A 16,219-nucleotide genomic window follows, 5' to 3' on the forward strand; every position below is an offset into this window, starting at 1 on the left:
GATGGGCGTCACGGACCCCGCCGGGCCGGTGATGGACCGGGACGAGGTGGACCGTGCGCTGGCGCGGCTCGGCCAGGAGCACGAGGCGATCGAGACCTCGCTGCTCGCCCTCCAGGACCACGCGGGCCGCAGACTCCTCGAAGGCGCCGAGCTGACCGGCGTCACCAGGGAACGCTGGGCGTCCGCCGAGGCGTCGATCACCCTGCTGTGGGCGTACTTCGACGCCTACACGGCCGCGCTGCGCTCCGCCCGGGAGATCCGCTCCCGGCGCCGCTGGTCCAGCCGTGAGGACCTGGCGGAGCTGACCGAGCTGCTGCGCGGCGCGTCCGTCACCGTGCCCGGCGGTGCCGCCCCCGCCACCGCAGCAAAGCTCAGCGAGAGCTTCTCGCTCGGCACCCTGGTCGACCGGATGAACGAGCTGTACGCGTCCTCGCTGGACATGGTCGTCGCCGCCGATGCGGTCTGGTCGGCGCTGCCCGCACGGATCGATCTGCTCGCCGCGGAGCTCCAGCGCACCCGCGCGCTCGCGCACTCGGTGGGCGTACGCCCCGGCGAGCACCCGGCGGGCGACGACCTGGAGCGCATCACCCGCACCCTGACCAGACTGCGCGAGGACGTGGTCTCGGACCCGCTCGGCTCCTGGGTGCCGGCCCCGGGCAGTTCGGCGCCCGGCGGCGGCCGTCCGGACACCACGGTGTACGACAGGGAGGCGCGCGCCCTGGAGGACGTACGGCGGGAGATCGACGCCGTGCTGACGGTCCGCCAGGACGCCGAGGCGCGGCTGATCCGGCTGCGGGACGTGCTCTCCCGCGCCGACCGCACCCTCGCCGAGGCGCGCACCGCGCGCGGGGAGGTGCTGGCGAAGATCGCGGCGACCGAGGTGCCGGTGGTCAGCGGCCCGCCGACCGTCCTGCAGGAGCAGCTGGCGATGGCGGCCGAGTACCGGCGGCAGGCGCAGTGGCACCGGCTCTCCCCGCTCCTGGAGTCCCTGGAGCAGAAGGCCGAGGACGAACTGCTGCGCGCCCGCGAGTCGTTGACGGCGGTCACCGCGCCGCTCGCGGTCCGCGCCGAGCTGCGCGGCCGGCTCGACGCGTACAAGGCGAAGGTCGCCCGGCACGGGCTGGCCGAGGACCCGCTGCTGGTCGAGCGGTACGACGCGGCCCGGCGCATGCTGTGGAGCGCGCCCTGCGATCTCCGGGTGGCCGAACAGGCCGTGCTGCGCTACCAGCAGGCGGCGGCCGAACAGCTCGGCGCGCCGGGCGTTCCCCACCGGGGCGGACCTCAGGACCGTAGGAGTGAGTCGTCATGAGTCAGGCACAGCAGACGTGCCAGCGGCCGGGCTGCGAGGGGACGTACGAGGACGTCGGCGGCGGCGAGCTGTACTGCGACACCTGCGGCCTCGCGCCCGTCGTCTCCGCGGGCGGCATGGTCGGCTCGCCGCCCACGGGGATCACCGGTGGCGGCAAGGGTTCGGCGAGCAGCGGCAGTTCGCGCAGCTCGCGCACCTCCTCCCAGTCGTCCAGGTCGCGGCGGTCGGTCTCGGGCCGGCTGTCCCGCTCCCTGTCGGGCCGCTCCAGCGGCCGCTCGGTGTCGGTGCGCAGCTCCGGTTCGTCCTCCGGCACCTCCACCCGGGGGCGGCTGGGCGCCGGGCTGGTCTCGGTGCCCCAGGTGCCGCGGCCCGACCCGCGCGCGATGGTGCTGGAGAACCCCGAGGTGCCCGAGCGGAAGCGGTTCTGCTCGCGGTCCGACTGCGGGGCACCGGTCGGGCGGGCCCGGGGGGAGCGGCCGGGGCGCACGGAGGGGTTCTGCACCAAGTGCGGACACCCGTACTCCTTCGTGCCGAAGCTGAAGGCCGGGGACATCGTGCACGGCCAGTACGAGGTCGCGGGCTGCCTCGCGCACGGCGGCCTGGGCTGGATCTACCTCGCCATGGACCGGGCCGTGTCCGACCGGTGGGTGGTGCTCAAGGGCCTGCTGGACACCGGCGACCAGGACGCCATGGCGGCGGCGATCTCCGAGCGGCGGTTCCTCGCGGAGATCGAGCACGCCAACATCGTGCGCATCTACAACTTCGTGGAACACCTCGACCAGCGCACCGGCTCCCTCGACGGCTACATCGTCATGGAGTACGTCGGCGGCAAGTCGCTCAAGGAGATCGCCAACGCCCGGCGCACCCCGGACGGCCGCCGCGACCCGCTGCCGGTGGAGCAGGCGTGCGCCTACGGCATCGAGGCCCTGGAGGCGCTCGGCCATCTGCACAGCCGCAACCTGCTGTACTGCGACTTCAAGGTCGACAACGCGATCCAGACCGAGGACCAGCTCAAGCTGATCGACATGGGCGCGGTGCGCCGCATGGACGACGACGAGTCGGCGATCTACGGCACGGTGGGCTACCAGGCGCCGGAGGTCGCGGAGGTCGGCCCGTCGGTGGCGAGCGACCTGTACACGGTGGGCCGTACCCTCGCGGTGCTCACCTTCGACTTCCAGGGCTACACGACCGTCTTCGTGGACTCCCTGCCGGACCCGGACAACATCGAGGTCTTCCGCCGCTACGAGTCCTTCTACCGGCTCCTGGTCCGCGCCACCGACCCCGACCCGGCCCGCCGGTTCGCCTCCGCGCAGGAGATGGCCGAGCAGCTGACCGGGGTGCTCCGGGAGGTCGTCTCGCTGCAGACCGGGCAGGCGCGCCCCGCGCTGTCGACCCTGCTCGGTCCCGAAGTGCGGGTCACCGACACGGTGTTGTTCCCGAAGCTGGACGGGGACGTGTCGCGGCTGGGGGCGCGGGCGACGGCCGGCGGCACGCCCGCCACCGCCCCCGGCCCGGCGTCCCTCGTCAGGCCCGTCGACGTCCCGGCCGCCGCCCTCGCCCTGCCGCTCCCGCTGGTCGATCCGGGCGACCCCAACGCGGGTTTCCTGGCGGGGCTGATGGCGTCCGCACCGGCCGAACTGATCAGCGCGCTGGACGCGGCGCCCGTACGGACCGTGGAGACGCGACTGCGGCAGATCCGCGCCCGGCTGGAGAGCGGCGACCACCAGGCCGCGCTGATGTCCCTGGCCCAGCTCGACGAGGAACGGCCCGACGACTGGCGGGTGGTGTGGTACCGGGGCGTGGCCGCCCTGGTCACCGGCGACTTCGAGGGCGCGGCACTCTCCTTCGACGCGATCTACGACGCCTTCCCGGGCGAGGCCGCGCCCAAGCTGGCGCTCGGCCTGTGCGCGGAGGTGCTCGGCCAGCTGGACAACGCGGCCGAGTACTACGGCCTGGTCTGGGCGACCGACCCGAGCTTCGTGAGCACCGCCTTCGGGCTGGCCCGGGTGCAGCTCGCGGCCGGGGACCGGCGGGCCGCCGTCCGCACCCTGGAGTCGGTGCCGGAGTCCTCCATCCACTACACGGCGGCCCGGGTGGCCGCCGTGCGGGCCCGGCTCAGACAGCGCACGGTGACGGCCTCGGACCTGGCGTTCCCGGACGATCTGAGCGCCGCCGCCGGCCAGATCGAGGCGCTGCATGCCTACGGTCTCGACCCGGCCCGTCGGGAGCAGTTGTCGGCGGAAGTGCTCGGCTGCGCGCTGGACTGGATACTCTCCGGAGGTCAGGGCAGCGACCGGCCGTCCGCCGGCGGACGGCAGCTGCTGGGCAGCGGTCTGGACGAGCGGGGGCTCCGCTTCGGCCTGGAGCGCGCGTACCGCACGCTGGCCCGGCTGGCGCCCGGCGGCGAGGAGAGGATCGAGCTGGTGGAACGGGCCAACCGTTACCGCCCCCGGACGTGGGTGTAGTTGATGTCGCAGATGCCCCAGCAGGCCGCACTGTCGAAGTGCCCGAGCTGCGCGGAGCCGCTCGAGTCGGGCGACCTCTTCTGCGGCGCGTGCGGATACGACCTATCGGTGGTGCCCGCCCCGCCGCAGGACCATCCGACGCTGACCATGAGCGGCTCCCCGGCGCCCGGGGACGGCGTGGACTGGCCCGCCGCCGAGCCGGGCGGCCCCGGCAGTGCCCCGCCGACGGCGCACCTGCCGACGGACCTGCCGGGCACCGACTCCGGCGGCAAGCCCCTGCACCCGCAGGAGGCCGCCGCACCCGGGGTGCGCTTCGACCGCCCCGCCGAGCCCGACGACTACACGCTGCAGGCACCGGACCCGCGCGCGCCCGCTCCCGCCGCACCGGGCGAACCGGACGGCACGGACGGCACGGACGGCACGGGTGCCCCGGACGGTACGGCGGATCCTGCGAGGGTCTGCGTGGCCTGCCGGGCGGGCCGGGTGGACAGCGACGGCTACTGCGAGAACTGCGGGCACGCCCAGCCCCGCGAACGCGACCACATGGAGCGGGAGTCGGGCCCGGTCGCCGCGGTCAGCGACCGCGGCCTTCGCCACCACCGCAACGAGGACGCCTTCGCCGTCGCCCACACCGCGCTGCCCGACGGAACGCCGGCCGTCCTCGCGATCGTGTGCGACGGGGTGTCCTCGGCGACCCGCCCCGACGAGGCCTCGACGGCCGCCTCGCAGGCGGCCGGTGACACCCTGCTGGCCGCTCTGCCGCGCGGCACGCACCCGCAGACGGCGATGCACGAGGCGATCGTCGCCGCCGCGCAGGCCGTCAACGCCCTGGCCGAGGAGCCCGCATCGGCCCGCGAGCACACCCCGCACCAGAACGCCCCGGCCTGCACCATCGTCGGCGCGGTGGTCACCCCGGGGCTGCTGGTGGTCGGCTGGGTCGGCGACAGCCGCGCCTACTGGGTGCCGGTCGACCGCAGCGCGCCCCCGGCCCGGCTGACCGAGGACGACTCCTGGGCCGCGCAGATGGTCGCGGCCGGCCTGATGAGCGAGGCCGAGGCGTACGCCGACGAGCGCGCCCACGCGATCACCGGCTGGCTCGGCGCGGACGCCTACGAACTGGAGCCGCACACCGCCTCCTTCAAGCCGGACCGGCCCGGTGTCGTGGTGGTGTGCACCGACGGGCTGTGGAACTACGCCGAGACGGCCGAGGAGATGTGCGAGGCCGTCCCGGCGGACGCGGCCGTCCGTCCGCTGCACAGCGCCCGGGTCCTGGTCGGCCACGCCCTGGACGGTGGGGGCCACGACAACGTAACAGTGGCCCTCCTGCCGTTCCCGGCACCGCCCCAGGGGGCAGGATCGGCCTGAGGCCGCACCAGCACGGGGAAGTCTCGACGGGCCGGAGGGGACCGGTCCGTCATCGTCACGGCCCCGCTTCGCCGGGGCGATCCAGGGGGATGTGAACCAGCATGGCCAATTTCTCGAAGTCGAGCGTGCCGCAGTTCTCGGTGGACGTCTACCAGAACGAGTACCTGCCGGAGGGCGGTCGCGAGGTCAACGCGATCGTCACGGTCACCGCGACCGGCGGCGGCACGGTCGGCAGCGCCCTCGCGGCCCGCGTGTACACACCGGGGAACGGCCCCTCCGCCGCGGTGGCAATCATGGTCGACTGTTCGGGCTCCATGGACTACCCGCCGACCAAGATGCGCAACGCCCGCGACGCCACGGCCGCCGCGATCGACACCCTGCGCGACGGCGTGCACTTCGCGGTGATCGGCGGCACGCACGTCGCCAAGGAGGTCTACCCGGGCGGCGGGCGGCTCGCGGTCGCCGACGCCACCACCCGCGAGCAGGCCAAGCAGGCCCTGCGCCGGCTCAGCGCGGGCGGGGGCACGGCCATCGGCACCTGGCTGCGGCTCGCCGACCGGCTGCTGTCCTCGGCGGACGTCGCCATCCGGCACGGCATCCTGCTCACCGACGGCCGCAACGAGCACGAGTCGCCCCAGGACCTGCGGACCGCGCTGGACGAGTGCGCCGGGCGGTTCACCTGCGACGCGCGGGGCGTGGGCACCGACTGGGAAGTGAAAGAGGTCACAGGGATCGCCTCCGCGCTCCTCGGCACCGCCGACATCGTCGCGGACCCGGCGGGCCTGGCCGCCGACTTCACGCAGATGATGGAGAAGGCGATGGGCAAGGAGGTCGCCGACGTCGCCCTGCGGGTGTGGACACCGGTCGGCACGACCATCAAGTTCGTCAAGCAAATGGCGCCCACGGTGGAGGAGTTGACCGGCCGGCGCACGGAGGCCGGGCCACGGGCCGGGGACTATCCGACCGGGTCCTGGGGCGACGAGTCCCGCGACTACCACCTGTGCGTCGAGGTGCCGTCGGCCGGCCTCGGCCAGGAGATGCTGGCCGCCCGTGTGTCGCTGGTCGTACCGCAGCCGGACGGGACGGTGCAGAACCTCGGCGCCCAGGGCCTGGTGCGAGCCGTGTGGACCGACGACATGACGGCCTCGACCTCGATCAACCCCCAAGTCGCCCACTACACCGGGCAGGCCGAACTGGCACAGGTCATCCAGCAAGGCATCGATCTTCGCAAAGCGGGCGATTTCGATGGAGCAACGGCCAAACTGGGGCGCGCTGTTCAGCTCGCCAGCGCCTCGGGGAACGCGGATACTGCGAAACTGCTTGCGAAGGTGGTGGACGTGGTCGATGCCGCGACAGGTACTGTGCGTTTGAAGGCAAAGGTCGCGGAGGCCGACGAGATGACCCTCGAGACCCGGTCCACAAAGACTGTTCGTGTAAAGAAGTGACCTGCGGACCGCAGGACACCGCAAGACGCCGCAGGACACCCAGGAAGACATCCGGACCCTCCGGAGGACCCACAGGAGAAGGGGAAGCACCGACATGCCGACCTGCCCGAACGGACACCAGTCGGGTTCCGACGACTGGTGCGAGGTCTGCGGTCACCGCATGGCCGGTGCCGTACCTCCGCCCCCTCCGCCGCCGCCCCCGGCCGCCGGCGGCTACGGCTTCCCACCGCCGCAGGGCGCCCAGCCCGGCGGCCGCCCGCAGGCGTCCGGTGCGCCCGAGCCGGAGCTGTGCCCGCAGTGCCGCACGCCCCGCGAGGGCGGCGCGCCGTTCTGCGAGGAGTGCCGGTGGAACTTCCTGACGAACACGGCCACCTCCTACACCCCGGCCGCCCCGCGTCCGCCCCAGCCCCGCTTCGAGCCCCCGAGCGCGACGTACGGCAACGGTGACGCGTTCGACTACCACGGCTCGCGGCCCTCGCAGATGAACCGGCCCGCCGAGCCGATCCCGTCCTTCGGCAGCGAGCCGTCGGGCCCGACACCGTTCGCCGCCGAGCGCGGCCCGTCCGGCCCGCCGCCCACCTCGGGCGGTCCGGGTGGTCCGGGCGGTCCGGGTGCCTTCGGCGGCGGCCGGCACCCGGCAGGACCTCCGTCGGGCTTCGGCGGCGGCCAGGGACAGGGACAGGGTCCCGGCGGTCCTGGTGGCCCCGGTGCCCCCGGTGGCCCGTCGGGCTTCGGCGGCGGCCAGGGGCACGGTCCCGGCGGCCCGTCCGCGTTCGGCGGCGGCCAGGGGCAGGGCCCGGGAGGCCCTTCCGGCCCCGGCGGTCCGGCGCCCTTCGGCCGTGAGCCCTCCGGCCCAGGCGGACCCGGCACCTCCTCCGGTCCGGCGCCCTTCGGCCGTGAGCCCTCCGGCCCTGGCGGGCCCGGTGGTCCCGGCCCCTCCGGCTTCGGCGCCGATCCCTCCCGTCCGGTTCCGCCGCCGCCGGGACCGACCCCGTCCGCCGGTCCCGGCGGCGCCCCGCAGGCCTTCCAGCAGTCGGGCCCGCCCGCACCGCCCGCCTTCCCGCAGGAGACCGGCCGGCCCCCGGCCGGCGGCCCGTCCTTCGGCCACGGTGACGACGACTGGGTGATCTCCCCGCCGTCGTCCGCCGGTCCCGGCGGCGGCCAGGGCGGTGGCTACGGCTATCCGCAGCCCGGCGCCACCCAGGCACCGCCCGGACCCGGCTTCCGCCCGGCCCCGCAGCAGCCGGTCACCTGGACGGCGACCATCGGGCCGGACCGCGACTACTTCATGGCGATGATGCACCGCTCCGGGCCCGAGGCCGCGGGCCTCAACCTGCCCGCGTACTCGCCCGAGCAGCAGCGCACGCTCACCGGCAACCAGGTCACCATCGGCCGCCGCCGGCACTCGACCGGCGACACCCCCGACATCGACCTGTCGGTGCCGCCGGAGGACCCGGGCGTCTCGCACCAGCACGCGGTGCTGGTCCAGCAGCCGGACGGCGGCTGGGCGGTCGTCGACCAGAACTCGACGAACGGCACGACGGTCAACGGCTCGGACGAGCCGATCCAGCCGTTCGTGCCGGTGCCGCTGCAGGACGGCGACCGGGTGCACGTCGGCGCCTGGACGACGATCACGGTCCGCCGGGGCTGACCCCACACGGCCAGGGATCGGCCGGGGCTGACCCCACACGGCCAGGGATCAGCCGGGGCTGACCCCACGGCCGGGGATCAGGGGAGGGGCCAGGTGTACGGCCCCTCCGGGTCGTCCAGCCAGGCCCACACCTGCGCGCCGTCGACCGTGACGCCGTACCGCTCGCGCTCCGGCCTGCCCTCGCCGTCCCACAGCGCGTAGGCCTCCTGCGGGTCGCGGCTGCCCCGGGTCAGGGCCAGCAGGAAGCGGAACGTCTCCTGCTCGCGGGCCCCGCTGGGCAGCCCGGCCAGGGACACCGCCCCGGGCTCCGCCCGGCCCGCGCCGCGCAACGGCACGAAGTAGGCGGGCGAGGGCAGGAACCGGCCCTCGGCGTGCCCGGTGTCCCGGACGGTGAGGGCGAGCAGCCCGGTGGCCATCGGCGTCAGGACGCGGGCGCCGGGGCTGCACTGGGCCAGCCAGACGAGCGGCACCGTGGGCAGCGTGCAGGTGGCGATGATCCGGTCGAACGGGGCGCGTTCGGGCACTCCGCGCGCGCCGTCGCCGGTGACGACGGCCGGGCGGTACCCGGCCGTGGCCAGGTGCTGCCGGGCCGACTCGGTGATCTCCGGTTCCAGGTCGACGGTCGTGACGAGGTCGTCGTCGCCGAGCCGGTGGGCGAGCAGGGCCGCGTTGTAGCCGCTGCCGGCGCCCACCTCCAGGACCCGGTTCCCGTCCTCGACCCGCAGGGCGACCAGCATCCGTGCCATCAGCGAGGGCTGGCTGCTGGAGGAGAGCAGCTCACCGTCGCGCAGCCGGATCGCCAGCGGGGCGTCGCCGTAGGCGCCGCGCAGCCAGCGTCCCCGCTCCCGGGGATCCGGGCTCTCGCCCCAGCGGCGCTCGTAGCCGCCCTGGACGCCGATGTAGTAGGAGGGCACGAACAGGTGCCGGGGCACCTCCGCGAACGCCTCGCGCCACACCGGGTCCTCGTCCCAGACGCCCTCGGCGTCGATCTCGCGCACGAGCGCGGCCCGCGCCGCGGCGGCGAGCGGGTCGGTCTCCGTGTCGTAGGGACCCATACCCCCACAGTAGGGTCGGCCGCCGGTCCCGGCCCCGGAGCCCGATCCGCCCGCCAGGTCCTAAGCCTTGAGTCCTGGGTCACCCGGTCTGAGAGCATGGACGCGTGAATGAGATTCGGCGCGGCACGCTTCAGGAGCAGACCTTCTACGAGCAGGTCGGCGGGGAGGAGACCTTCCGCCGGCTCGTCCACCGTTTCTACGAGGGAGTCGCCGAGGACCCGATCCTCAAACCGATGTACCCGGAGGAGGATCTGGGCCCGGCCGAGGAGCGGCTGACCCTCTTCCTGATCCAGTACTGGGGCGGCCCCACGACCTACAGCGACAACCGCGGCCATCCCCGCCTGCGCATGCGGCACGCCCCCTTCACCGTGGACCGGGCCGCGCACGACGCCTGGCTGCGGCACATGCGGGTGGCCGTCGACGAGCTGGGCCTGTCCGAGGAGCACGAGCGGACGCTGTGGAACTACCTGACGTACGCGGCCCAGTCGATGGTGAACACCCCTGAGTGAGCACCCCTGAGTGAGCACCCTTGAGTGAACACCCCTGAGTGACCGCGCCCGCGCCCGGCCGAGGCGGGACAGCCGGACCCCAGGACAGCCCAACCACGGGCCGGCTGAGTCCCAGGGCGACGACTGAACCGCTGAACATCGGATTCCGGTCGTACGACGCCGGAATCCGGTCACGATCCGGTATAGACCGGTCGACGACCGCTTACCCCTGACCGTCCCCCTCTGCCAGCATCGCCCGGAGATCTGGCGGAGATTCTGGAAGGGGTTCCGGAGGGATTCCGGAAGTCCGGGCGACACGGGGGCCGGATGACGGGGTTGGTCGTCTCACGCGCGCGGGCACACCGGCTGCTGCTCGGCTCGGCGCTGCTCACGGTGGTGCTGACCACCGCGGTACTGGCAACGCTCACGGCGTACTCGGGCGCGATCGGCGACGTGGCGCTGCGCCGGGTGCTGAGCGACCCGCGCAACGCCGCCGCCACGGCACTCGTCGTCAAGGCCGACGTACCGGCCGGGCAGCGCGCCGCCGCCGACACCGCCGTACGGCAGGGCGCGCGGAGGACCTTCGACGGGCTGCCGGTGACCGTACGGACGCTGCACCGCTCGGGGCCGTACGCGCTGCCCCGCTCCGTGCAGCCGCCCGCCGAACGGGCGGGCGACCCGGATCTGACGTACTTCGCCGTGCTGGACCCCACCCAGGTGCGGCCGACCGCCGGCCGGCTCCCGCGCCCGGCCACGGGCGAGGTCGAGGTGGCGCTCCCCCGCTCCGCCGCCCGGCCGCTGGGGCTCGGGCCCGGCGACCGGCTCACCCTGGCCGACCGGCTCGGCGGCCACCCGGTCCGGGTGCGCGTCACCGGGCTGTACCGGCCCGTCGCCGCGGACGCGCCCTACTGGACCCTGGACGACCTGCTCGGCCGCGGGGTGAAGAAGTCCGGCTTCACGACGTACGGGCCGCTGCTCACCGATCCTTCGGTCCTCGCCGGCGGGCGGGTCAGCGCCGGTCCGACCGCCTGGCTGGCCTCGGCCGGCTTCGGTTCGGTGACGACCGGGCGGACCGGAGAGCTGCGCGGGGCGGCGCGGGCCGGGAGCGGGGCTCTGCGCGCCTCCGACGCCCTGCGCGGTGCGACCGCTTCGACGACCTCCCTGCCGGACGTCCTGGACCGGATCGACCGCTCGCTGCTCGTCTCCCGCTCCACCCTGCTGATCGTCGCGCTCCAGCTGGTGCTGCTCGCCGGGTACGCGCTGCTGCTGGTGGCCCGGCTGCTGGGCGGCGAACGGGCGGCCGAGACCCGGCTGCTGAGGGCCCGCGGGGCCTCGCGCGCCCGGATCGCGGGCCTCGCCCTGGCCGAGTCCGCGCTGCCGGCCCTGCCCGCGGGCCTCTGCGCTCCCCTCCTCGCCGGCCCCCTCACCACCCTCCTGACCGCCCACGGCCCCCTGTCCCGCCTCGACCTGCACCTGAGCCTCCCGCCCGCCGGCAGCTCCGCGGTGTGGCTGACGGCATCCGCAACGGCCCTGGGCTGCGCGCTGACGGTGGCGCTGCCGTCGCTGACGGGGGCCGAACTCCCGTACCGGGGACGGGCTTCGGCCGCGGGCCGGCCGGCTCGCGGTGGCGTGCCCAGGTCCCCCTTCCGCAAGGGGCGGCGTGCGGCAGGCCGGCCCGGCTCCCCCGTCCGGCGGCCGGGGCGCAGGTATCCCGGCGCCCTCCCCGCTCCCCTCCGCGCCGGTGCCGACCTCGGGCTTCTCGTCCTGGCCGGGGTGGCCTACTGGCAGCTGCGGCAGCAGGACTCCGGGGGTGTCGCGGCCGACCGGTCGGGAACGCTCGGGGTGGATCCGCTGCTGGTCGCCGCGCCCGCGCTGGCGCTGCTCGCCGGAACCGTGCTGACGCTGCGGCTGCTGCCGCCGGTGGCCCTGCTCGCCGAGCGCGCCGCGGCGGCCGGGCGCGGGCTGCCGACGGCGCTGGCTGGCTGGCAGTTCAGCCGCCGTACCGCACGGCAGGCGGGCCCGGTACTGCTGCTCGTGCTCGCCGTGGCCCTCGGCATGCTGGCCGTGGGCCAGGCGTCCTCCTGGGACCGCTCGCAGGACGACCAGGCCGACTTCCGCGCCGGAGTGCCGGTACGCGTGCTGTCCGCGGGAGACGGCGGGCTCGGCCGCACGGACCGGTACGCGGCCCTCGCCCATGTGCGCGAGGCCATCCCCGCCGTACGCGCCGACGAGCCCCTGTCCGGTGACCGCACGGCGACCGTGCTGGCCCTGGACACCGCGCGCGCGGCGGACGCGCTGCTGATGCGTCCGGACCTGGCGGACGTACCGGTGAAGCCGCTGCTCGCCGGGCTGGCCCCGAAGGACCCCCCGGCCGGGACCGGGGTACCGGCGCACACGGCGCGGCTGCGGCTGACGGCGAGCCTGCGCAGCTCCACCGGGCCCGGGACCACCGCCGACGTCACGGTCACGCTGGAGGACCGGTACGGGGTGCCGTACTCCGTGCCGTCCGGGCGGCTCCCCGCCGACGGCCGCCCGCACACCCTCGCCCTCGACCTGGGCTCCTCCCCCGGCCCGGTGTCGCTCACCGCACTCCAGCTGGACATGACCCAGCCCGCCGGCCGCGCCGAGCGGCACCGGCTCACCGTCCGGGATCCGGTCGCGGTCGCGGCCGACGGGACCGAGCGCCCGCTCGCCTGGCCGGCCTCCTGGACCACGGCCGTGCAGGCGGGCGGCGCCGCCGTCACGACCCCGGCCACCGGTCCCACCCGGCCCCGGGTCGTCTCCGCCCGCCCGCTGACCGTCACCTACGGCACCGGATACCTCCCGGACGCGGACCTCTGGACGGTCGCCACCCTGTCCGTCCGGCTGCAGGCGGCGCGGCCCGCACCCCCCGAGGTGACGGCCGTGGCGACCGACCGCTTCCTGGACTCGGCGGGCGCCCGCACCGGGCAGCGCGTGGACGTGGCGATCGACGGCCAGAGCCTGCCGGTGCGGATCGTCCGGGCGGTACGGGCCCTGCCCACGACCGGCGCCCCGGCGGACTCCGGTGCCCGCGACGGCGGCGCCGTGCTGCTCGATCTGCGCGCCGCCGACCGGGTGTTGCAGGCCCGGTACGGACAGGGCGTCACCCCCACCGAGTGGTGGCTGCGCACCGCTGCTCCGCAGGACGCGGCCGGGGTGGCCGCCGCCGTACGGGCGCTGCCCGACGTGGACCCCGGGCAGGTGGTGGTCCGCGACGAGATCGCCGCCGAGCTGCGTGACGATCCCTTCGGCGCGGGCCCCACCGCCGCGTTCGCCGCGGCGGCCGTGGTGGCGGCGGCCCTCGCCGCGGTCGGCTTCGCCGTGGGCGCGGCCGGGTCGCTGCGGGCGCGGGACGCGGAGTTCGCGGTGCTGCGGGCCCTGGGTGCCCCGCGCCGCCGGCTGGCCCGGACGGTCGCCGTCGAACAGGCCGTTCTGGTGGGCCTGGCGCTGGCGGTCGGCGCCGCCCTGGGCACCGTACTGGCCCGGGGAGTGCTGCCGTTGATCGTGCTGACCGGCGAGGCCGCCCGGCCCGTGCCGGATCTGCTCGTCCGGCTCCCGCCCGGCCGCGTGGCGCTGCTGCTCGCGGCCGTCGCCGCGGGCCCGCTCGTGGTCTCGGTGGCGGCCGCCCTGCGCCGGGCCGATCCGGCGCGGGCGCTGCGCGAACAGGGAGGTGAGTGAGATGGGTTCCGTACCCGCGGTCGCGCCCTGGGTGCGGACCCGGCTGCGGGCCGCGCCCGGCGCCGCCGCGGCGCTCGCGCTGCTGGTCGCGCTGACCGCATGTCTGGCGGCCGCCTTTCCCCGCGCGGTCGACCGCTACGAGGACGCGGGCCTGCTGCACACCCTCCGGCAGGCCCGCCCGGAGCGCACCACCCTGCAGGTCGCGGCGCCGCTGCCGGTGCCCGGCACGGCCTCGGACGACCCGGCCGCGACGCTGCGCCCCGAGGTGCTGAAGCGGCAGTACGAGAAACTGCTGACCTCGGCCGGCGGTCCGCTCCGCGCCGACCGCGCCCAGTCCTCGTACGGCGTCGCCACGGACAAGGACCTGGCCGTGCCCGACCCGTGGATCCCGCGCCCGACCGGTCTGCCCGCGCATGTCTCGCTGGCCGCGCAGAGCGGCCTGGCCGCGCACGCGAGCATCCGCGAGGGCCGGCTGCCGCGCACCTCGGGCCCGGTGGACGCGGGTTCGCCCGGGGTGGAGGCCGCCGTCACCGCCGCCACCGCCGAGTCCCTGCACATCGAGGTCGGTTCGGTGATCCATGTGCCGGGCATCGCCCGCGCCCCGCTCGCCGTCCGGATCACCGGCGTCCTCACCCCGCGCGACCCCTCCGGTGCCTACTGGTCGACCGTCCCGCTGCTGCGCACGCCCACGCTCGTCCGGCTGCCCGTACCCGGCCCGGTGCAGGACTACTGGCTCGGCGCGCTCCTGCTCCCCCAGAAGGCGGCCCCCGCGCTGCTGGGCACCGGCGGGGAGCCCACCCGCCGCTGGTACCTGGCGCCCGGCCTCGGCCGTCTGCACGCCCACGACCTGGGCCGTCTGAAGTCCGCCGTCGCCTCCCTGGAGTCCGGCCCCGGGCTGCGGCGCGCCCGCGCCGTCACCGACCCGGACGCCGACGTCGGCACCGGCCTGGACGACGTCATCGCCTCCTTCTCCCGCCTGCGCTCCGGTATCTCCCCGCTGGTCGCGGTGGCCGCGACCGGCACCGCGACGGTCGCCGTCGTCGTCCTGCTCATGGCGGGCGGCCTGGCCGCCGACCGGCGCCGCCCCGAACTCGCCCTGCTGCGCGCCCGGGGCGCCTCCCTGCCCGGTCTGGCCGGCCGGCTGCTGGCCGAGAACGCGGTGGCCGCCGTCCCCGCAGGGGCGCTCGGTCTGACGGCCGCGCTCCTCCTCTTCCCGGACAGCCGCACCGGCCCTGCCGTCGCCGCCTCCCTCGCCGTCACCGTCACCGCCTGCGCCGCCCTCCCGCTGCGTGCCGCGCTCGCCCACCGCGCGGTCCGGGTGACGGGCCCGCGCGAGGACGTGACGGCGGTACGGCCCTCCCGGCGCCGTACGGTCGCCGAACTGACCCTGCTGGCGCTGGCGGCCGGGGCGGTCGCGACCCTGCGCAGAAGCGGCACATCGGCCGGCCGACTGGTCGCCGCCGCCCCCGTGCTGACCGGCATGATCGCGGCCCTGCTGCTGCTCCGCCTCCATCCCCCGCTGCTGCGCCGGCTGGCCCGCCCGGCCGGGCGGCTGCGCGGGGCCGTGGCCCCTCTGTCCCTGGCCCGCGCGGGACGCACCCGGGTCTCCGCGGTACTGCCGCTGCTGGCCCTGCTGACCGCGCTGACCACGGCGGCGTTCGGCGGCTCGGTGCTCACGGGCGTGGCCGCCGCCCGGGACCGTGCGGCCCTGCTCGCCGTCGGGGCCGATGCCCGCGTGGACGCCGGTGTTCCGCTGCCGGCGGACCTGGCCGGGCGGGTGCGGGCGCTGCCCGGGGTGCGCGGGGTGGCGGCGGTGAGCATCGCGTACGAGGCGAAGCCGGAGGACGGACAGGAAACGGTACCGCTGGTGGGTGTGGACCCGGTGGCGTACGGCGAGCTGGCGGCCGGCACCGGCCTGGGAGCCTTCCCCGCGCGGCAGTTGGCGGCCGCGGGTCCCCTTCCTGCCCTGGCCTCGCCGTCCGTCGCCCGGGCGTACGGCACCCGGCGCCCCTTCCCGGTACGGCTGGAGGACGGCAGCTCGGTCACCGTCCGGATCTCCGCCGTCCGCGACCGCACCCCGGCGGTGCCCGGCGCCGACTTCCTGGTCGTCGACCGCTCCGGGCTCCCCGCGGCGGCCGGCCGCCCCACGACGCTGCTGCTGACCGGCGGCCACCTGGACGCGGGCGCGCTGCACCGTGTGGCACCCACCGCCTCGGCCTCGGTCCGGGTGCGGGCCGAGGAACGGTCCCGATACGCCGACTCCCCCCTCCAGACCGGCGCGGAGCACGTCTATACGGCGGCGGTGGCGGCGGGCGCGGGCTTCGCCGTCCTCGCCCTGCTGCTCGCCCTGCTGCGGGCGGCTCCCGAACGCACCGCACTCCTCGCCCGCCTGCGCACGATGGGCCTCACCCGCGCCCAGGGCCGCCGCCTCCTCGTCCTGGAGTCCCTCCCCCAGGCCCTCCTCGCAGCGGCCGGCGGCACCCTGACCGGCTGGGCGGCCGTCCGCCTGCTCTCCCCCGGCATCGACCTGACCACCATCGCCCTGCCCGCGGCCCAGGCCGCACCCGGCGGAGCCGAACTGCACCCGGACCCGTGGTCCCTGACCCTGCCCGCGGTCGCGGTCCTGGCGGTGACGACGGGGGTGGCGGGACTGCAGGCGTGGTGGACGGGGAGACGGGGGTCGGTGAGGGAGCTGAGGGCGGGGGACGGCCGATGAAGACGGCGCACGTACAGGGCACGCAC

9 protein-coding genes are annotated in these 16,219 nt (G+C 76.0%); 8 read left to right on the top strand and 1 reads right to left on the bottom strand.

All coding sequences use genetic code 11. The features are described 5' to 3' along the window. Position 1 precedes the first annotated feature (1 nt). The 5 genes from ACZ7P3_RS09380 (at position 2) to ACZ7P3_RS09400 (ending at position 8,235) form a co-directional block, all read left to right on the top strand. The gene (locus ACZ7P3_RS09380; RefSeq protein ID WP_472080121.1) at positions 2 to 1,309 is read left to right on the top strand and encodes a hypothetical protein; all 1,308 of its coding nucleotides are present in this window, start codon (positions 2 to 4) and stop codon (positions 1,307 to 1,309) included. After that, positions 1,306 to 3,774: a serine/threonine-protein kinase gene (locus tag ACZ7P3_RS09385; RefSeq protein WP_472080123.1), complete on the top strand. Its 2,469-nt coding sequence runs from the start codon at positions 1,306 to 1,308 to the stop codon at positions 3,772 to 3,774. The genes ACZ7P3_RS09380 and ACZ7P3_RS09385 overlap by 4 nt, the downstream gene beginning before the upstream one ends. Positions 3,775 to 3,777: 3 nt before the next feature. Further along, the gene (locus ACZ7P3_RS09390) at positions 3,778 to 5,139 is read left to right on the top strand and encodes a PP2C family serine/threonine-protein phosphatase (RefSeq protein WP_472080125.1); all 1,362 of its coding nucleotides are present in this window, start codon (positions 3,778 to 3,780) and stop codon (positions 5,137 to 5,139) included. 101 nt (positions 5,140 to 5,240) lie between these two features. After that, positions 5,241 to 6,584 (top strand): vWA domain-containing protein, encoded by a 1,344-nt coding sequence (locus ACZ7P3_RS09395; protein WP_472080127.1) that lies wholly within the window; start codon positions 5,241 to 5,243, stop codon positions 6,582 to 6,584. Positions 6,585 to 6,678: 94 nt separating this feature from the next. Next, on the top strand, positions 6,679 to 8,235 hold the full coding sequence (locus tag ACZ7P3_RS09400; RefSeq protein WP_472080129.1) for an FHA domain-containing protein: 1,557 nt from the start codon (positions 6,679 to 6,681) through the stop codon (positions 8,233 to 8,235). A gap of 77 nt (positions 8,236 to 8,312) precedes the next feature. Here ACZ7P3_RS09400 and ACZ7P3_RS09405 read toward each other — a convergent pair whose 3' ends face one another. Further along, a complete protein-coding gene (locus ACZ7P3_RS09405; protein ID WP_472080131.1) occupies positions 8,313 to 9,290 on the bottom strand; it encodes a methyltransferase domain-containing protein in 978 nt (325 codons plus the stop codon). Between the two features lie 104 nt (positions 9,291 to 9,394). Here ACZ7P3_RS09405 and ACZ7P3_RS09410 point away from each other — a divergent pair, with 104 nt between their 5' ends. From ACZ7P3_RS09410 to ACZ7P3_RS09420, 3 genes are all read left to right on the top strand, one after another. Beyond that, on the top strand, positions 9,395 to 9,799 hold the full coding sequence (locus ACZ7P3_RS09410) for a globin (protein ID WP_472080133.1): 405 nt from the start codon (positions 9,395 to 9,397) through the stop codon (positions 9,797 to 9,799). A 306-nt stretch (positions 9,800 to 10,105) separates the two neighbouring features. Beyond that, positions 10,106 to 13,477, top strand: a complete 3,372-nt coding sequence (locus tag ACZ7P3_RS09415) for an FtsX-like permease family protein (protein WP_472080135.1) — start codon at positions 10,106 to 10,108, stop codon at positions 13,475 to 13,477. 1 nt (position 13,478) lies between these two features. Beyond that, positions 13,479 to 16,193 (top strand): FtsX-like permease family protein, encoded by a 2,715-nt coding sequence (locus tag ACZ7P3_RS09420; RefSeq protein WP_472080137.1) that lies wholly within the window; start codon positions 13,479 to 13,481, stop codon positions 16,191 to 16,193. The last annotated feature ends 26 nt before the right edge of the window (positions 16,194 to 16,219 follow it).

The organism is Streptomyces sp. NPDC107581 (assembly GCF_055657175.1).